17 protein-coding genes are annotated in these 15,563 nt (G+C 64.4%); 5 read left to right on the top strand and 12 right to left on the bottom strand.

What is annotated here, in order from left to right; all coding sequences use genetic code 11:
* Positions 1-25 precede the first annotated feature (25 nt).
* Positions 26-1,600: a 2-polyprenylphenol 6-hydroxylase gene (gene ubiB, locus LB515_RS11280; protein WP_224707750.1), complete on the bottom strand. Its 1,575-nt coding sequence runs from the start codon at positions 1,598-1,600 to the stop codon at positions 26-28.
* Positions 1,601-1,643: 43 nt separating this feature from the next.
* Positions 1,644-2,420, bottom strand: a complete 777-nt coding sequence (gene ubiE / locus LB515_RS11275) for a bifunctional demethylmenaquinone methyltransferase/2-methoxy-6-polyprenyl-1,4-benzoquinol methylase UbiE (RefSeq protein ID WP_224707749.1) — start codon at positions 2,418-2,420, stop codon at positions 1,644-1,646.
* A gap of 168 nt (positions 2,421-2,588) precedes the next feature.
* Here ubiE and LB515_RS11270 point away from each other — a divergent pair, with 168 nt between their 5' ends.
* The 3 genes from LB515_RS11270 to LB515_RS11260 all read left to right on the top strand — a co-directional run bounded on the left by LB515_RS11270 (position 2,589) and on the right by LB515_RS11260 (position 5,131).
* Complete coding sequence (locus LB515_RS11270) at positions 2,589-3,563, top strand: adenosine deaminase (protein ID WP_224707748.1); 975 nt, start codon at positions 2,589-2,591, stop codon at positions 3,561-3,563.
* Positions 3,564-3,728: 165 nt separating this feature from the next.
* The gene (gene upp, locus LB515_RS11265) at positions 3,729-4,358 is read left to right on the top strand and encodes a uracil phosphoribosyltransferase (protein WP_027165262.1); all 630 of its coding nucleotides are present in this window, start codon (positions 3,729-3,731) and stop codon (positions 4,356-4,358) included.
* A 206-nt stretch (positions 4,359-4,564) separates the two neighbouring features.
* Complete coding sequence (locus tag LB515_RS11260; RefSeq protein WP_224603479.1) at positions 4,565-5,131, top strand: TIGR02281 family clan AA aspartic protease; 567 nt, start codon at positions 4,565-4,567, stop codon at positions 5,129-5,131.
* Positions 5,132-5,239: 108 nt separating this feature from the next.
* Here the strand turns inward: LB515_RS11260 and deoA are convergent, their stop codons facing one another.
* The 6 genes from deoA to LB515_RS11230 all read right to left on the bottom strand — a co-directional run bounded on the left by deoA (position 5,240) and on the right by LB515_RS11230 (position 11,483).
* Entirely contained in the window at positions 5,240-6,556 is a 1,317-nt protein-coding gene (deoA, locus tag LB515_RS11255) for a thymidine phosphorylase (RefSeq protein ID WP_224707747.1), read from the bottom strand.
* Positions 6,556-7,359, bottom strand: coding sequence for a purine-nucleoside phosphorylase (locus tag LB515_RS11250; protein ID WP_224524023.1), 804 nt, complete (start codon positions 7,357-7,359; stop codon positions 6,556-6,558). The genes deoA and LB515_RS11250 overlap by 1 nt, the downstream gene beginning before the upstream one ends.
* A gap of 13 nt (positions 7,360-7,372) precedes the next feature.
* The gene (gene cdd / locus LB515_RS11245; protein WP_095766692.1) at positions 7,373-7,765 is read right to left on the bottom strand and encodes a cytidine deaminase; all 393 of its coding nucleotides are present in this window, start codon (positions 7,763-7,765) and stop codon (positions 7,373-7,375) included.
* A gap of 76 nt (positions 7,766-7,841) precedes the next feature.
* Positions 7,842-8,813 carry an ABC transporter permease gene (locus LB515_RS11240; RefSeq protein ID WP_095766261.1) on the bottom strand — a complete coding sequence of 324 codons (972 nt, stop codon included), beginning with the start codon at positions 8,811-8,813 and terminating at the stop codon, positions 7,842-7,844.
* A gap of 1 nt (position 8,814) precedes the next feature.
* Positions 8,815-9,954, bottom strand: coding sequence for an ABC transporter permease (locus tag LB515_RS11235; protein ID WP_224524019.1), 1,140 nt, complete (start codon positions 9,952-9,954; stop codon positions 8,815-8,817).
* A complete protein-coding gene (locus LB515_RS11230) occupies positions 9,951-11,483 on the bottom strand; it encodes an ABC transporter ATP-binding protein (RefSeq protein WP_224524006.1) in 1,533 nt (510 codons plus the stop codon). The genes LB515_RS11235 and LB515_RS11230 overlap by 4 nt, the downstream gene beginning before the upstream one ends.
* A 253-nt stretch (positions 11,484-11,736) precedes the next feature.
* On the opposite strand from LB515_RS11230, the gene LB515_RS11225 reads away from it, so the two are divergent.
* Positions 11,737-11,946 carry a SlyX family protein gene (locus LB515_RS11225; RefSeq protein WP_140901446.1) on the top strand — a complete coding sequence of 70 codons (210 nt, stop codon included), beginning with the start codon at positions 11,737-11,739 and terminating at the stop codon, positions 11,944-11,946.
* A 22-nt stretch (positions 11,947-11,968) separates the two neighbouring features.
* Positions 11,969-12,370 (top strand): hypothetical protein, encoded by a 402-nt coding sequence (locus LB515_RS11220; RefSeq protein WP_224524004.1) that lies wholly within the window; start codon positions 11,969-11,971, stop codon positions 12,368-12,370.
* Here the strand turns inward: LB515_RS11220 and LB515_RS11215 are convergent.
* The 4 genes from LB515_RS11215 to LB515_RS11200 all read right to left on the bottom strand — a co-directional run bounded on the left by LB515_RS11215 (position 12,365) and on the right by LB515_RS11200 (position 15,214).
* Complete coding sequence (locus LB515_RS11215) at positions 12,365-12,820, bottom strand: GNAT family N-acetyltransferase (protein WP_224524001.1); 456 nt, start codon at positions 12,818-12,820, stop codon at positions 12,365-12,367. The two genes, LB515_RS11220 and LB515_RS11215, sit on opposite strands and share 6 nt — an antisense overlap.
* A 67-nt stretch (positions 12,821-12,887) precedes the next feature.
* Entirely contained in the window at positions 12,888-13,877 is a 990-nt protein-coding gene (locus LB515_RS11210; protein WP_095766256.1) for a BMP family protein, read from the bottom strand.
* Between the two features lie 224 nt (positions 13,878-14,101).
* Entirely contained in the window at positions 14,102-14,428 is a 327-nt protein-coding gene (locus tag LB515_RS11205) for a hypothetical protein (protein ID WP_095766255.1), read from the bottom strand.
* Positions 14,429-14,512: 84 nt separating this feature from the next.
* A complete protein-coding gene (locus LB515_RS11200; RefSeq protein WP_140846322.1) occupies positions 14,513-15,214 on the bottom strand; it encodes a DUF2569 family protein in 702 nt (233 codons plus the stop codon).
* Positions 15,215-15,563: the final 349 nt, after the last annotated feature.

Raw genomic sequence — 15,563 nt, 5'->3', positions numbered from 1 at the left:
CAATCGGTAACAAGCCGTGTGGCGGTCAGAGCAATTTCCACGCTATGTAGATCAGCGTCAACGCAATCACCCACAGCGCCACGCGGCCGGAGCGGGTGTGGCGCGCTTCCGCCCTGCCTATCGCGTGCGCGGTCGCTTCGTCGAAGCGCAGGCCGTTTTCCGCCATCAAATCGATCTCGCGCGACAGCCGCTCGGTGCGGGCCACAAGATCCGGCGCCTGCCTTGCCAGCGACACAAGGGCTCTGCCCGCGTCGCGCGCGTCGGTGAGCATGCCGCGCGGGCCGAGATTGCCCGCGATCCAGTCGCTGACCACAGGCTCGGACGTCTTCCACATGTTGAAGGCCGGATCGAGCGTGCGGGCGACGCCTTCGACCACCACCATGGTCTTCTGCAAAAGCACCAGCTCGGTCCGCGTCGCCATATCGAACAACTCGGTGACTTCGAACAGCAGCGTCAGCAGCTTCGCCATCGAGATGGTCTCCGCCGACTGGCCGTGGATCGGCTCGCCGATGGCGCGGATCGCCTGCGCGAAGGCCGAGACATTGTGTTGGCGCGGCACGTAGCCCGCCTCGAAATGCACCTCGGCGACGCGCTGATAGTCGCGCACGATAAAGCCGTAGAGGATCTCTGCCAGGAAGCGGCGCTCCTTCTTACCGAGCCGGCCTGCAATGCCGAGATCGACGGCGACGATGGTGCCGTTCGCCTCGACAAACAGATTGCCCGGATGCATGTCGGCATGGAAGAAGCCGTCGCGCAACGTGTGCCTGAGGAACGACTGGACCAGATTGGCGGCGATCGCCTTGAGGTCGTGGCCGGCGTCGGCAAGGCCGGCGAGATCGTTCATCTTGATACCGTCGATCCACTCCATGGTGAGGACATCGCGTCCGGTCCGCTCCCAGTCGACCGCCGGCACGCGGAAGCCCGGATCGTCCTTGGTGTTCTCGCCGAGTTCGGAAAGCGCGGCTGCCTCGAGCCTCAGATCCATCTCGATTCTGGTGGTCTGTGCCAGCGTCTCGGTCACTTCGACCGGGCGCAGGCGACGCGACGCGGGGATGTATTTCTCCTGCAGGCGGGCGGCAAGGAAATAGCTTTCGAGATCCTGGAAGAAGCGGTGCCGCACGCCGGGCCGGATAACTTTCACCGCCACCTGCGAAGCGCTACCCTCGCGCACGATTTCGGCGCCGTGCACCTGCGCGATAGAGGCCGCCGCCACCGGTTCGCCGAAGCTCGAATAGAGATCGTCGATCCTGCGACCGAGCGAGGCTTCGATCGCATGGACCGCCTCCGCTCTCGGGAAGGTATGCATCTTGTCCTGCAAAAGCGCGAGGTCCAGCGCCATGTCGTTGCCGACGACATCGGGCCGCGTCGCCAGGAACTGGCCGAGCTTGACGTAGGAAGGTCCGAGCCGCACCACCGCCCGCGCCAGCCTGTCGCCCCGCTGATAGCTCAGCGCCCGGCGGCGGGTGAAAAGCCGCGCCACGCGCCAGCCGAATTTCGGCATTCCGGAAAGCTCTTCGCCCGGCAGCGCCGCGACGACGCCCTCGCGGACCAGCACCCAGCCGGCCCTGGCGAGCCTGAAGGCGGCGCCGACGCTGCTCATAGCCCTGCCTGCTTCAAAGGGGCCTGCTGCAAGGTGCCGCGCCTCAAAGCTTCCAGCCGGAATGAAGGGCGGCGATGCCGCCCGAATAGTTGCGGAAGGTGACGCGGTCGAAGCCGGCGCGGGTGATCATTGCTGCGAAATTCTGCTGGTTGGGGAACTTGCGGATCGATTCGACGAGATAGGAATAGGGCTCGCCATCGCCGGTCACCGCCTTGCCGATTTTGGGGATGGCGTTGAACGACCAGGCCTCATAGGCCTTGTCGAGCAGCGGCATGTCGACCTCGGAGAACTCCAGGCACAGAAACCGTCCGCCCCGCTTCAGCACCCGATAGGCTTCGTCAAGAGCGACCTCGATGCGCGGCACGTTGCGGATGCCGAACGCAATCGTATAGGCATCGAAGCTGCCGTCCTCGAACGGCAATTCCTCGGCATTGGCCTCGACGAAGTCGGTGTTTGCGGCAAGCCCCAGCTTCTCGGCGCGGTCGCGGCCGACGGCCAGCATCGAGCCGTTGATGTCGAGCACCGTGGCATGGGCCTGGCGCTGGCTGGCCTCGATGATGCGAAAGGCGATATCGCCGGTGCCGCCGGCGACATCGAGCACCTTCCAGCCCGCACGCTTCGGCGGATTGAGCCAGGCGACCGTCGCGTCCTTCCACAGCCGATGCAACCCGGCCGACATCAGATCGTTCATCAGGTCGTATCGATTGGCCACCTTATGGAAGACGTCGTTGACCAGGGGCTGCTTCTCGCCTTCCCCGACCTTCCTGAAACCATAGGAGGTTTCCATGCCGCCCGCGGCCGTGGTTCTCTCAACCGACATTATTTTGATCCGCCATAAAACCGGCGGGACCATAGCCGATCGATGGTGCCGACGCTATTGTCCAAGGCGCGGTTTTCGGCCGCGCCTTCAAAACCCGGCAGGGAAAGGCCACGCATGATTTTCCGGCCAGAATCTGCGCGAGAGCAGCACATCGGACGGGATGACCGCATGATTTTGAAGGCCGAACTGCACTGCCACATCGAAGGGGCGGCGGCGCCCGAGCTCGTCGTCGCCCAGGCCCGCAAATACGGCAAGGACCCTTCGCCCTACATCCAGGACGGCTCCTTCGTCTGGCAGGACTTCACCTCGTTTCTCGCGGCTTACGATTTCGCTTCCGACCTGTTTCGCACGGAAGAGGACTATGCCCGCCTCGCCGACTACTATCTGACCAGCCTCGCCCGCGACGGCGCCATCTATTCCGAGATCTTCACCTCCCCGGACCATGCCAAAAAGGCCGGCCTGTCGCCAAAAGCCTATACGGATGCGCTGGGCGAAGGCATGACCCGCGCCAAAGCCAAGACTGGTATCGAGGGCCGCATGATCGTCACCGGCGTGCGCCATGTCGGGGTCGAGGCGATCGAGCAGGCGGCGCGCTTCGCGGCGCGCTGCGGCCACCCGCTGGTGACCGGTTTCGGCGTCGCCGGCGACGAGCGCATCGGCGACTTCGAGGATTATGTCCGCGCCTTCGAGATCGCGCGCGAGGCGGGCCTCGGCATCACCATCCATGCCGGCGAGCTGATGGGCTGGGAAAGTGTGGCGGCGGCTCTCGACCACGTCCGCCCCTCCCGCATCGGCCACGGCGTTCGCGCCATCGAGAATCCGGACCTGGTCCGCCGCATCGCCGCCGAAGGCGTGGTGCTGGAATGCTGCCCGGGCTCCAATATCGCGCTGAAAGTATTCGACAGCTTCGCCGACCATCCCTTTCCGGCGCTGCGCGCAGCCGGCTGCAAGGTGACGCTCAACTCCGACGACCCGCCCTACTTCTGGACCTCGCTGAAGCGCGAATACGATATCGCCGCCGAGCATTTCGCCTTGAACGACAAGGCACTCGCCGGGATCACCAGAACGGCCATCGAAGCGGCCTTCGTGGACAAGAAGACCAAGGCGGTGCTGCTAAGCCGGTTGGACGCGAAGGTGCGGTGAGTGAGTAGGGGAGTAGTCGGTAGTCAGTAGTTATGCATTTGGCCGAGCGCGCATAGAGCGGTTGAAGGCAGGAGCTTTCCCCGAGGCGAGGACTCGCAAATCGGCTCACTATTCACTACTCACTACTGACTACTGACTACTACCCCGAACCAGTCGGAGCACATCATGCAGGGCGTCACCGTCGTCGACCATCCCCTCGTCCAGCACAAGCTGACCATCATGCGCAAGAAGGAGACCTCGACGGCCGGCTTCCGGCGGCTGCTGCGCGAGATTTCGCTGCTGCTCGGCTATGAGGTGACCCGCAATCTCGAGCTGACCACGACCATGATCGAGACGCCGATCGAGGAGATGGAGGCACCGACGCTGGAGGGCAAGAAGCTGGTCTTTGCTTCGGTGCTGCGCGCCGGCAACGGGCTGCTCGAGGGTCTGCTCGACCTGGTGCCGGCCGCACGCGTCGCCCATATCGGCCTCTACCGCGACCACGAGACGCTTGAAGCGGTCGAGTATTTCTTCAAGGCGCCGAGCGATCTTGCCGACCGCCTGGTGATCGTCGTCGATCCGATGCTGGCGACCGCGAATTCCGCGATCGCCGCGATCGACAAGCTGAAGGGGCGCGGCGCCACCAACATCCGCTTCCTCTGCCTGCTTGCCGCCCCCGAAGGCATCGAGCGCTTCACCAAGGCGCATCCGGACGTGCCGATCTTCACCGCCTCGATAGACCGGCAGTTGAACGACAAGGGTTACATCATGCCGGGCCTCGGCGACGCCGGCGACCGCATGTACGGCACAAAGTGAGCGCCCTTTTTAACCGGCCGTTTACGCAAGCTTGCGGTTCCCGCACGCGTTAAAGTCGTGCACACCATGCCGGGTTTAGGGATGCTGCCTTCGGGAGCAATTCCAGTAAAAGTGTGAAGCGGTTTTCCGTTCGGGATTGCTCCAAACCAAAGGGATAGAGCGGTTCAACGTTTTCGTGAAACGGTGAAAACGCTTTAGGGGCATCCATGCTGCGCAAGCTTCTCATCCTCGGCATCTTTGCCGGAACTTCGGCTTCTATTCCGATCGTCTATCAGGCTAACCCGCATCTGGTGGACGGGCTCCTGGAATCGGTCGTCGCCCCGCAGCCGGCAGCCCCGGAGGCTCAGCCCCTGGTCAATCTCGCTTCGGTCCCGAACAAACCAGCCGCGCCGATGCCGCTCGGCCGCCAGGTGCTGGTCAATGCCGATGCGCGCGGCCACTTCACGTCGCAGTTCAAGCTCAATGGCCGCCAGATCGACGGCATGATCGACACCGGCGCGACGCTGGTCGCCATCAACACCTCGACGGCGCGACGGATCGGCGTCTCGCTCAATCCGTCCGACTTCAATCGACAGGTGAACACCGCCAACGGCGCGGTGAAGGCCGCCGTGGTGACGGTCGACCGTCTGCAGATCGGCAAGATCTCGGTCGACAACGTCCAGGCGATGGTGCTCGACGACAGGGCGCTGCAGACCAACCTGATCGGCATGAGCTTCCTGCAGCGGTTGCAGAAATACCAGGTCCAGGACGGCTCGCTGCTGCTCGTTCAGTAAATCCGACGTAAACAATTCCAGGAAAAGTGCGCAGCGGTTTTCCGTCCGGAATTGCGTCAGCCACACAAGATAGAGCAGTTCACCGTTTCCGCGAAACGATGAACTGCTCTAGCGCGGCAGTATCCGCCTGAGCACGGTCTTTTCGGCGGGCGGTTTGGAACCGCCGATCGTATAAGCAGCTCGCACGGCCGCCGCCGCCGCCTCGGCCCCCGCATTGGTACGGGCATGCACCAGCGCCAGTGCCTCGCCCGAGCGCAGTTCGGCGCCGACCGGCAACAGCCTGGTCAAGCCGACGGCATGATCGATCTTGTCGTCCGGATGGCTACGGCCGCCACCGAGCGTGACGACGGCAAGCCCGATATCGCGCGTGGCGATGCCGGTCACGAATCCATCCTGTTCCGCCTTCACGGCCAGTTCGACGGGCGCAGTCGGCAAACATTTTTCCGCGTTCTCGATGAAATCGGCGGGACCGCCAAGCACGGACACCATTCGCGCGAAGACGGCCGCCGCACGGCCTCCGGCAAGCGCTTCGGTGGCGCGCCTGATGCCGTCCTGGTTGGACGAGACGAGCCCCGCCGACTGCAGCATCTCGGCCGCCAGCGCCAGCGTCACCTCCTCCAGCCGCCGGTCGCGATATCGCCCGGTGAGGAAATCGACGGCATTCTTCACCTCGACCGCGTTGCCGGCGGCCGAGGCCAGCGGCTCGTTCATGCCGGTCACCAGCGCTGAGGCGCTCAAGCCGGCGCCATTGGCGACCTCGACAAGGCTGTTCGCCAGGGCGACGGCATCGCGCGACTTCTCCATGAAGGCGCCGTTGCCGACCTTGACGTCGAGCACCAGCGAGCCCAGGCCCGCGGCAAGCTTCTTCGACAGGATCGAGGCGGTGATCAGCGGCACCGATTCGACCGTCCCGGTCACGTCGCGGATCGCATAGAGCCTGCGGTCGGCCGGCGCGAGATCGGCGGTCTGGCCGATGATGGCGCAACCGGTCTCGAGCACCGTCTTGCGGAAAAGCGCCACGTCCGGCTGGCTGGCATAGCCGGGGATGGCATCCATCTTGTCCAGCGTGCCGCCGGTGTGGCCGAGCCCGCGGCCCGAGATCATCGGCACACAGGCGCCGCAGGCCGCGACGATCGGCGCCAGCATCAGCGAGACATTGTCGCCGACGCCGCCCGTGGAATGCTTGTCGGTGACCGGGCCCGGCAGGTCGGACCAGTCGAGCACATCGCCGGAATCGCGCATCGCGATCGTCAGCGCCACCGCTTCCTCGCGGCTCATGCCGTTGAGGAACACGGCCATCGCGAAAGCGCCGACCTGGCCCTCGGAGATGGTGCCGGCCGTCAGCCCCGCGATGAAGTCCGCGATCTCGTCGGCCGAGAGCCTGTGGCCGTCGCGCTTGCGGCGGATGATCTCCTGCGGCAGCATCAGTCGGGCAAGCCGTCCTGGAAGACGCGCCGCAGGATCGTCGCCAGCCGCGCGCCGCCGATGGGCGCCATATCCTTGGTTTCCTGGTGCGAGAGCTCCGCTCCGGTCATGCCGGCCGCCAGGTTGGTGATGACCGAGCAGGCGGCGACCTTGAGCCCGAGGAAGCGGGCGAGGATGACCTCCGGCACGGTCGACATGCCGACGGCGTTGGCACCCATGACGCGGGCCATGCGGATCTCGGCCGGCGTCTCGAAGCATGGCCCGGAAAACCACATATAGACGCCTTGATGCAGCGCGGTTCCCGTTGCCTTCGCCGCCTTCTCGATCGCTTTGCGCAGGCCGGCATCATAGGCCTCCGTGAGGCCGACGAAGCGGCGGTCGCTCGGCTCGCCGATCAGCGGATTGGAGCCGGAGAAATTGATGTGGTCGGTGATCAGCATCACCGAGCCCGGCCCCATTTCAGGATCGACGGAGCCGGCGGCATTGGTGAGGATCAAATGCGAGATGCCGATGCCGGCAAGCACCTCCAGCGCCGGCCGCATCGCCGCGGCATTGCCATGCTCGTAATAATGCGCGCGTCCGGACAGCATCAGCACCGGCGTGCCGGCGAAATGCCCGGCAACCACCTCGCCTGCATGGCCGGAAACACCGCTGCGCGGGAAGCCCGGCAGTTCGGCATAGGAGATGCGCCTGGCATCCTTGACCTGGTCGACCAGCCCGCCCAGGCCCGAGCCCAGCACGAGCGCCGCGGTCGGCGCCAGTCCGTCCAACTTCTCGACCAGATGATCCAGCGCTTCCTTCATTTCAACCCGCTCTTCATTTCAAGATGTCGCCCCTGAAGCCGTAGGGCAGCATGTCGCCCATGGTCACCGTCTCGGCCACGCCGGCGTTGTCGCAGAGATAGAGCTTCGTGTCCGGCCGGCAGAATTCCGCCAGCCGCTGCCGACAGCCGCCGCATGGCGAGCATTTGGCCATGCGTTCGGCGATCACCGCAATCTCCACGATCCTGCCGCCGCCGCCCATGATGTAATGGCCGAGCGCCGTCGTCTCGGCGCACCAGCCTTCCGGATAGGACGCCACCTCGATATTGGCGCCGGTGAAGACGCGCCCGTCCTCGGTGCGCAGTGCTGCCCCCACAGGGAACTTCGAATAGGGCGCATAGGCCTTTGCCATCGCCGTCTTCGCCGCCTCGAACAGATCATGCGACATTCGGTTCTTCTCTCCCACGATCTTGTTCAAATACCGGTCGCCGCCGCACGAAAAACCCGCCCGGCATTCTCCGACCTCAGCGTTCCTTCACATAAGGCACGCCGCCGGCGCGCGGCGGGATGGCTTTGCCGATGAAGCCGGCGAGCAGGATGACGGTCAGCACATAGGGCAGCGCCTGCATGAATTGCACCGGCACCTTGCCGATGATCGGCAGCGGCGAGCCCTGCAGACGAATGGCGGCGGCGTCCAGAAAGCCGAACAAAAGGCAGGCGAACATGGCGTTGACCGGCTTCCATTTGGCGAAGATGAGCGCGGCCAGCGCAATATAGCCCTTGCCCGCAGTCATGTCCTTCACGAAGCCGCCATTCTGCACCATGGAAAGATACGCGCCGGCGACGCCGGTGAGGATGCCGGTGCAGATCAGCGCGCGGTAGCGCAGCCAAGCGACCGAGATGCCGGCGGTGTCGACCGCGGCCGGGTTTTCGCCGACCGCGCGCATCCTGAGACCGAAGCGGGTGCGAAACAGCACCCACCAGGTGAACGGCACCATGGCGAAGGCGAAATAGACCAGGATCGAATGGCCGGAGATCAGCTCGGCATAGATCGGGCCGATGATCGGCACGTCCTTGATCGCCTCGGCGCCGGGCCAGATGATCGCCTCGAAGCGTTCGGCCGGCTGCAGCGCCGGCGTGCGCCCGCCCTGCTGGAACCAGGCCTGGCCAAGGATGATGGTCGATCCGGCGGCGATGAAATTGATCGCCACGCCGGAGACGATCTGGTTGCCGCGATGCGTGATCGAGGCGAAGCCGTGCACCAGGGCGAAAGCGACCGAGATCAGCACCGCCGTGCCGAGGCCGATCAGCGCCGAATGGAAGACGGCGGCGGCCGAAGCGCCGGCAAAGGCGCCGACCAGCATCTTGCCTTCCAGCCCGATGTCGAAGATGCCGGCCCGTTCCGAATAAAGACCCGCCAAGCAGGCGAGCAGCAGCGGCACCGAAAGGCGGATGGTCGAATCCAGCACCTGGATGATGGCGTTGAACATGTCCATCTCAGGCCCCCTTACCGTTCACTGCCTGCATGCCGACCGATTTCGGGCTGACCGAGGCGAACAGCGCCTGGATGTAAGGCCTGAACATGTGTTCGAGCGCGCCGGCGAACAGGATGACCAGCCCCTGGATGATGACGATCATGTCGCGGCTGATCGCCGGCATCTCGAAGGCAAGCTCCGCGCCGCCCTGGTAGAGCATGCCGAACAGGATCGCCGCCAGGACGATGCCGACCGGATGCAGCCTGCCCATCAACGCGACCGCGATGCCGACATAGCCGGCGCCGGACACGAAATCGATCGCGACATTGTGCTGGTCGCCCATCACCGGGTTGAGCGCCATCATACCGGCCAGCGCGCCCGAGATCATCATCGCGGTGATGATGATGCGGGTTTCCGATATGCCGGCGTAGCGCGCCGCCTTCGGGCTGTGGCCATAGGTGCGCATCTCATAGCCGAGCCTGGTGCGCCAGATCAAAAGCCAGACCAGGAAGGCCATGACCAGCGCCAGCAGGAAGCAGATGTTGAGGGGTGCGGAACGGATCTTGGCGCCGAACAATTCGATGATCCAGTTGAGCTTCGGCAGCTCGGCGCCGGCGAGGAAATTGCGCGTCTGCGGCGCCTGCGAGCCGGCCGGCTTCAGCGCACCGACCAAGAGATAGACCATCACCGAGGCGGCGATGAAGTTGAACATGATGGTGGTGATGACGATGTGCGAGCCGCGCTTGGCCTGCAGATAGGCGGGGATCAGCCCCCACAGCGCACCGAACGCCGCCGCGGCTACGATCGCGATCGGAAAGATCGCCCACCAGGGCAGCACGCTGTCGAGACTCAGGCAAACGAGCGCGATGCCGAGGCCGCCTATATAGGCCTGGCCCTCGGTGCCGATGTTGAACAGGCTGCAATGCGCCGCCACCGCCACCGACAGCCCGGTGAAGATGAAGGTCGTGGCGTAGAAGAGCGTGAAGGCGATGCCCGTGCCCTTGCCGAAGGCGCCTTCGACCAGGATGACGGCGGCACGAAACGGGTTTTCGCCGACCAGCATGACGACGAAGCCGGCAACGATGAAGGCAACCGACAGATTGATCAGCGGAATCAACCCATAATCGGCCCAGGCAGGCAGCTTGGCGTAAGGCGTGCTCATTCGGCGGCCTCCTGGTGCTCGACGCCGGCCATCAGCAGGCCGAGCTCGCCTTCGGTCGCGTCAGGGCCGCGCTCGCCGACGACACGGCCGGCGAACATCACCAGGATGCGGTCGGACAGCGAGCGGATCTCGTCGAGCTCGACCGATACCACCAGCACGGCCTTGCCCTGGTCGCGCATGGCGATCAGCCGCTTGTGGATGAATTCGATGGCGCCGACGTCGACGCCGCGCGTCGGCTGGCCGACGATCAGCACGCCGGGATCCTGCTCCATCTCCCTGGCCAGCACGATCTTCTGCTGGTTGCCACCGGAGAAGTTCGCCGTCTTCAGCCGCGGATTGCCGGGGCGGATGTCGTATTTCTCGATCTTGTCCTTCGCGTCGGCCATGATGGCATCGACGTCGAGGAACGGCCCCTTGAGGTACCGCTCGTCGTCGTGGTAGCCGAGGATCGAATTCTCGTTCTCCTCGAAGGCGAGCACCAGCCCGACATGGTGGCGGTCCTCCGGGACGTGGGCAAGCCCCCGGTCGCGCAATTCGCCGGGATCGGCCTTGCCGGTGAGATCGATCGGCTTGCCGTCGAGCATAACCTCGCCGGAAACCGCATGCCTGATGCCGGAGATCGCTTCGAGCAGTTCGGACTGGCCGTTGCCGGCAACGCCGGCGATGCCAACGATCTCGCCGCCGCGCACGTCAAAAGAGACATTGTCGACCATGGTGACGCCGCGCGAATCCTTCACCGTCAGGTTCTTGACCGAGAGTTTTACGGCGCCAGCGTCCGACTGGCCCTTCTCGACCCGCAGAAGCACGCGCCGGCCGACCATCAGCTCGGCCAGTTCGCCGACCGTGGTCTCCTTCGTCACCCGGGTCGCCACCATCGTGCCCTGGCGCATCACCGAAACCGTGTCGGTGATCGCCATGATCTCGCGCAGCTTGTGCGTGATGAGCACGATGGTTTTTCCTTGATCCTTCAATTGCTTGAGGATGCGGAAGAGGTGGTCGGCCTCGGCCGGCGTCAACACTCCCGTCGGCTCGTCGAGGATCAGGATCTCGGCGCCGCGATAGAGCGCCTTGAGGATTTCGACACGCTGCTGCAGGCCGACCGGCAGCTCTTCGATGACGGCGTCGGGATCGACCTCGAGCCCGTATTCGCGCTCCAGCCGGTCGAGTTCCGAGCGCGCTTTGGCGATGCTGCTCTTCAGCAGCACATCGTTTTCGGCGCCGAGGATGACGTTCTCCAGCACCGTGAAATTGTCGACCAGCATGAAATGCTGATGCACCATGCCGATGCCGAGTGCGATGGCGTCGTTGGAGGTGTTGATCGACACCGGCTTGCCGCCGACGTGGATCTCGCCGCTGTCGGCCTGGTAGAAGCCGTAGAGGATCGACATCAGCGTCGATTTGCCGGCGCCGTTTTCGCCGACGATGCCGTGGATGGTGCCGCGCGCCACTTCCAGGTTGATATCGCGGTTGGCGCGCACTGCGCCAAAGCTCTTGTTGATGCCTATGAGCTCGATTGCGGCTTGCGCCATGCAGCCTGTTCCCACTGTTATTTTTTATCGCTTGGTCAAAAGGCCTAGCATGATGCCCCGCTTATGCCAATCGGCCGTTCACTCTCGACAAATCGCCGCGCCCTTGTCAATTTCGAACCTGAGCAAGTTCCGCAAAACTGTCCACGGTTTTGCGATCAGAACCTGCGAGAACCAACAGGGCCTAAGCAGATATTCGGGCATCCCACGAATATCTGCTTGGGTGGAGGCTTCACATTCGAAGGGTCGGTTTTGCATGGCCATGCCTGACGATCGGTTGACGACGCTGGAAATCCGCGCCGCCGAGCAGGAAAAGACCATCGAGGAACTGTCCGGCCAGATCGCCGAACAGTGGAAGGTGATCGAGCGCATGGAGCGCAAGCTCGCAGCCCTCGCCGACCGTTTCCTGGAATTGGAGGAGCAGACCGCCTCCGACGTGCCGGTGACCAAGCCGCCGCATTGGTGAGAAGCCATGGGGAAAGACGGCCATGTCCAGTGAAAGCGACAACGTCGCCAGGGCCGGCGATTATGTCTTTGGCCTGATGAACGACAGGGAACGCGCCCGCGCCGAGCGCGACCTCGAGATTGATCCCGCCTTTCGCGACACGGTGCTGCGGCTGGCCGAGCGCTTGCGCGCCTTCGATCCCGCGGCACCTGAAGGGCGCGACAATCGCTGGGAGCTGGTCACGCAGGGCCTTGCCGAATTGCCGCAGATGCAGGCACGGCTCGCCGGCATTGCCGCCGAGGCCGAACCGCCGCCGCCGATGATCCACCGGCTCGAGCGCAAGCCCTATCGCGTCGGCCTCCATCCGCGCGGCAGGCTTGGCTTTGTTATTGTGCTTGCCCTGCTGGCCGCCTTTGCGCTCGGCTATCTCGCCGGCACGCTATAGCTCACGCGACATGAGAAGCATCGGCGCGCCGTCCTGCTCGAAGGTCTCGACCGCCGTCCATCCAAGCGCCTCGTAGAAGCCGCGCGCCTGCCAGGTGTAGAGATAGAGCTTGCCGATACCGGCCGAGACAGCACGAGCCTCAACGGTTCTGACCAGCGCCGTGCCGACGCCGCTGCCGCGATATCCATCCTCGACGATCAGCCCGGCCAGCCATGGCGAGAAGTCGTGCGGCGAACTGATTTCGCTGCGGACGAGCAGGCAGCTCCCGATCGGCCGGCCACGGTCGCGCGCAACGAAGGCTGCCTCGGAGCCGTCGCCGGCGATCAACCCGCGCAACCCGGCCATGTCCTCGTCGAGTGTCCGGTCCGTGCCTTCGAAGAAAGCCGCGAGGCGAAGCCCCGCGATTGCTTCGACGTCGCCTTCAGCCATGGCCTCGATCGTCGGCCGCATCGTTCCCTCTCCAAAGCGAAGCCGCCGGGCGTTGGCCCGGCGGTTCAAACCTTGCTTCAGCCGCAGATCAATACGGGCAGGCGTTGTCGGTGGTGTAGTCGTGCACCTGGACCTTGCCCGAGATGATGTCGGCCTTGGCCTTTTCGACGGCCGCCTTCATCTCATCGGTCACCAGCGCCTTGTTGTTGTCGTCCATGGCGTAGTCGACGCCGCCTTCCTTGAGGCCGAGATTTTCGACGCCGCCTTTGAAGGTGCCGTTCTTGCCGTCCATGAAGGCATTGTAGACGGCAACGTCGACGCGCTTCAGCATCGAGGTCAGCACCTTGCCGGGCTGCAGGCCGTTCTGGTTGGAATCGACGCCGATGCCGAGCTTGCCCGCATCCGCCGCCGCCTGGAGCACGCCGACGCCGGTGCCGCCGGCAGCCGCGTAAACCACGTCGGCGCCCTGGTCGATCTGCGTCTTTGCGATCTCGCCGCCCTTGGCCGGGTCGTTCCATGCGGCCGGCGTGTCGCCGGTCATATTCTGGATGACGTCCGTCGCGCCGGCCGACTTGGCGCCGCCGACATAGCCGCATTCGAACTTGCGGATCAGCGGGATGTCCATGCCGCCGACGAAGCCGACCTTCTTCGACTTCGACGCCATCGCCGCCAGGATGCCGACGAGGTAGGAGCCTTCATTCTCCTTGAACACCAGCGAGCGGACATTGGGCAGGTCGACGGCATCGTCGATGATGGCGAAGTTGAGATCGGTATATTCGGCCGCGACCTTCTTCAGCGCGTCCTCCCAGGCAAAGCCGGCCATGACGATCGGGTTGCGGCCGTCCTCGGCGAAGCGGCGCAGCGCCTGCTCGCGCTGCGAGGCGTTGGAGACCTCGAATTCGACATAGGCGATGCCGGTCTCGGCCTTGAACTTCTCCGCGCCATGATAGGCGGCCTCGTTGAAGGATTTGTCGAACTTGCCGCCCAGATCATAGAGGATGGCCGGCTGGACATCCGCGGCGAAAGCCGGAAGAACCATTGCGGTTGCGGCCAGAAGGCCGAGAACGATACGTTTCATGTGATCCACACCCTGTCGGTTATTTTTCCGTTATGCGCCGCCTGCCCGCCCGGTTCTCCGGCAGGCTTGCGGTGCCAGGCAGGAAGTGTTTTGCCCCTCCCGCTCGCGGTCAATCTGGCACGGCGCGAAACAAAATTCACGTGGAATTTTGACCTGTTGGAAAAAGCGGTTACCGGCGATTTCGCCGTGGCCGTCCGTCCGCAACAGCGTCAAAACAAGAGCCTTCAGGGACTTGGGGCGAATTCCGCGCCGCGGCGCTTGCGCCGGTAGCCGATGGCGTAGAGCAGGAAGGCCAGCACCGCGAAAACAGCAAAACCTGGTTGTGCGAGCACCCATGCGACGGCGCCGTCCCAGACCAGCGGGCTTGCCTTGGTGCGCACGAAAGTCTCGAAGGCCGCACGGGTATCGGGCGAGACCGCGAGCCAGCTTGCATTGAGCGGCGTCATCACCAGCGAGGAGGCTGCGACCGAGCGTGTCGTATCGATCACCGCCATGATCACCGAGATCGACAGCGCAACCATGGCTGCCAGCCGAAAGATGAAACGCAACATCGACGCTCTCCCCGGGAACGCTCCCGTCTGCTCCGCAATCGACATAGAGCGTGCGTGGTTTCCGCGCAATCGCGGCCCGTGAAATTAGCGAGCCCGCGCCGGCTTGCGCCGGTTCACCCGCCAGATGGCGAAAATGCCGCCGGCGACCGCGCCGACGATCAGGCCGCCCAGGCCGACAAAAGCCGCGAAAAATCCGCAGGCGCCCTCGAAACAGCTCATATGCGTTAGGTCCGCTATCAGCGAACCGGCGAAGAAACCGGCGCAGGCGCCGATCGCGCCGCCAAGGATGATGCCGAGCAGCGCGGCAAGGATCGAGACGAAGACCGGCGGCCGCTCGGTCTCCGGATTGGCGTAGATCGTCTCGGCGCCGGCCCCGTTGCGCAGCAGGTAAATGCAAAGTAGGCCGATGGCGATCTCGGCGACGGTGAAGCCCAGCGCCTCGGCCGAGAAGACGAAGTCGGACACGAGCAACACATAGGCCTGGCGCACCAGGAGCCAGATGATGATGGCGATCTGCCAGATCGTGTAATGGCGAGGAAAGCGAGCCGACCGGTTGAAGGCAAGGCCAAGCAGGTACAGCCCCCACAGGATGGTGATGACGCCGCCCGTAAGGCCGCCATAGACCAGGAAGAACACGCTGTCGGGCAGGCTGAAGTCGCCGATCAGCCGCCAGGAGGAGATCAGCCCGTAGGCCGACAGCCCCATAACGATGACGAGCCACGCCACCGGGATGAGGGAAAGCCCGCCGTCCGGCCGCCCCGCGGGTTGCTGGTCGATCGATGCCATGTCGGGACGATGCCCCTCGCCCAGGCAATTCCGGGAAAGCCGCCTCGCGGCTTTCCGGCGGGAACTGCAAAACCGAACCTGCAGTTCCAGGGAAAGCTCGCAACCGTCCACCGGGACTGCACGAAACAAAGATTTGGCGCAGTCGACAGCCGGGCGGAGGCGAAGTCAAGCGTCGCCGGCGCGCCGCCATCGGCCTGTGCACATCATTCGAACGCATCGCCCCCTGAACCGCCTTTGCGCCCATACACGGCAAAAGCCGCGGCAATGCCAATATGGCTTGGCATTCGCTTTAGGATCTACTAGATGAGCCCCGCGCCTGTTTGCCTAGACGGCTAGCGGTGCCGGGAAG

Source organism: Mesorhizobium sp. CA15, from assembly GCF_020165215.1.
Taxonomy (GTDB): Bacteria; Pseudomonadota; Alphaproteobacteria; order Rhizobiales; family Rhizobiaceae; genus Mesorhizobium.
This window is presented reverse-complemented; position numbering and strand designations above follow the sequence as displayed.

Coding starts and splice junctions, on each gene's coding strand:
- LB515_RS11225 (WP_140901446.1), top strand. CDS start 11,737: ATGGCCATGCCTGACGATCGGTTGACGACGCTGGAAATCCGCGCCGCC.
- LB515_RS11215 (WP_224524001.1), bottom strand. CDS start 12,820: ATGCGGCCGACGATCGAGGCCATGGCTGAAGGCGACGTCGAAGCAATC.
- LB515_RS11260 (WP_224603479.1), top strand. CDS start 4,565: ATGCTGCGCAAGCTTCTCATCCTCGGCATCTTTGCCGGAACTTCGGCT.
- LB515_RS11205 (WP_095766255.1), bottom strand. CDS start 14,428: ATGTTGCGTTTCATCTTTCGGCTGGCAGCCATGGTTGCGCTGTCGATC.
- LB515_RS11230 (WP_224524006.1), bottom strand. CDS start 11,483: ATGGCGCAAGCCGCAATCGAGCTCATAGGCATCAACAAGAGCTTTGGC.
- ubiB (WP_224707750.1), bottom strand. CDS start 1,600: ATGAGCAGCGTCGGCGCCGCCTTCAGGCTCGCCAGGGCCGGCTGGGTG.
- upp (WP_027165262.1), top strand. CDS start 3,729: ATGCAGGGCGTCACCGTCGTCGACCATCCCCTCGTCCAGCACAAGCTG.
- LB515_RS11235 (WP_224524019.1), bottom strand. CDS start 9,954: ATGAGCACGCCTTACGCCAAGCTGCCTGCCTGGGCCGATTATGGGTTG.
- LB515_RS11220 (WP_224524004.1), top strand. CDS start 11,969: ATGTCCAGTGAAAGCGACAACGTCGCCAGGGCCGGCGATTATGTCTTT.
- LB515_RS11240 (WP_095766261.1), bottom strand. CDS start 8,813: ATGGACATGTTCAACGCCATCATCCAGGTGCTGGATTCGACCATCCGC.
- LB515_RS11270 (WP_224707748.1), top strand. CDS start 2,589: ATGATTTTGAAGGCCGAACTGCACTGCCACATCGAAGGGGCGGCGGCG.
- ubiE (WP_224707749.1), bottom strand. CDS start 2,420: ATGTCGGTTGAGAGAACCACGGCCGCGGGCGGCATGGAAACCTCCTAT.
- cdd (WP_095766692.1), bottom strand. CDS start 7,765: ATGTCGCATGATCTGTTCGAGGCGGCGAAGACGGCGATGGCAAAGGCC.
- LB515_RS11210 (WP_095766256.1), bottom strand. CDS start 13,877: ATGAAACGTATCGTTCTCGGCCTTCTGGCCGCAACCGCAATGGTTCTT.
- LB515_RS11200 (WP_140846322.1), bottom strand. CDS start 15,214: ATGGCATCGATCGACCAGCAACCCGCGGGGCGGCCGGACGGCGGGCTT.
- deoA (WP_224707747.1), bottom strand. CDS start 6,556: ATGCTGCCGCAGGAGATCATCCGCCGCAAGCGCGACGGCCACAGGCTC.
- LB515_RS11250 (WP_224524023.1), bottom strand. CDS start 7,359: ATGAAGGAAGCGCTGGATCATCTGGTCGAGAAGTTGGACGGACTGGCG.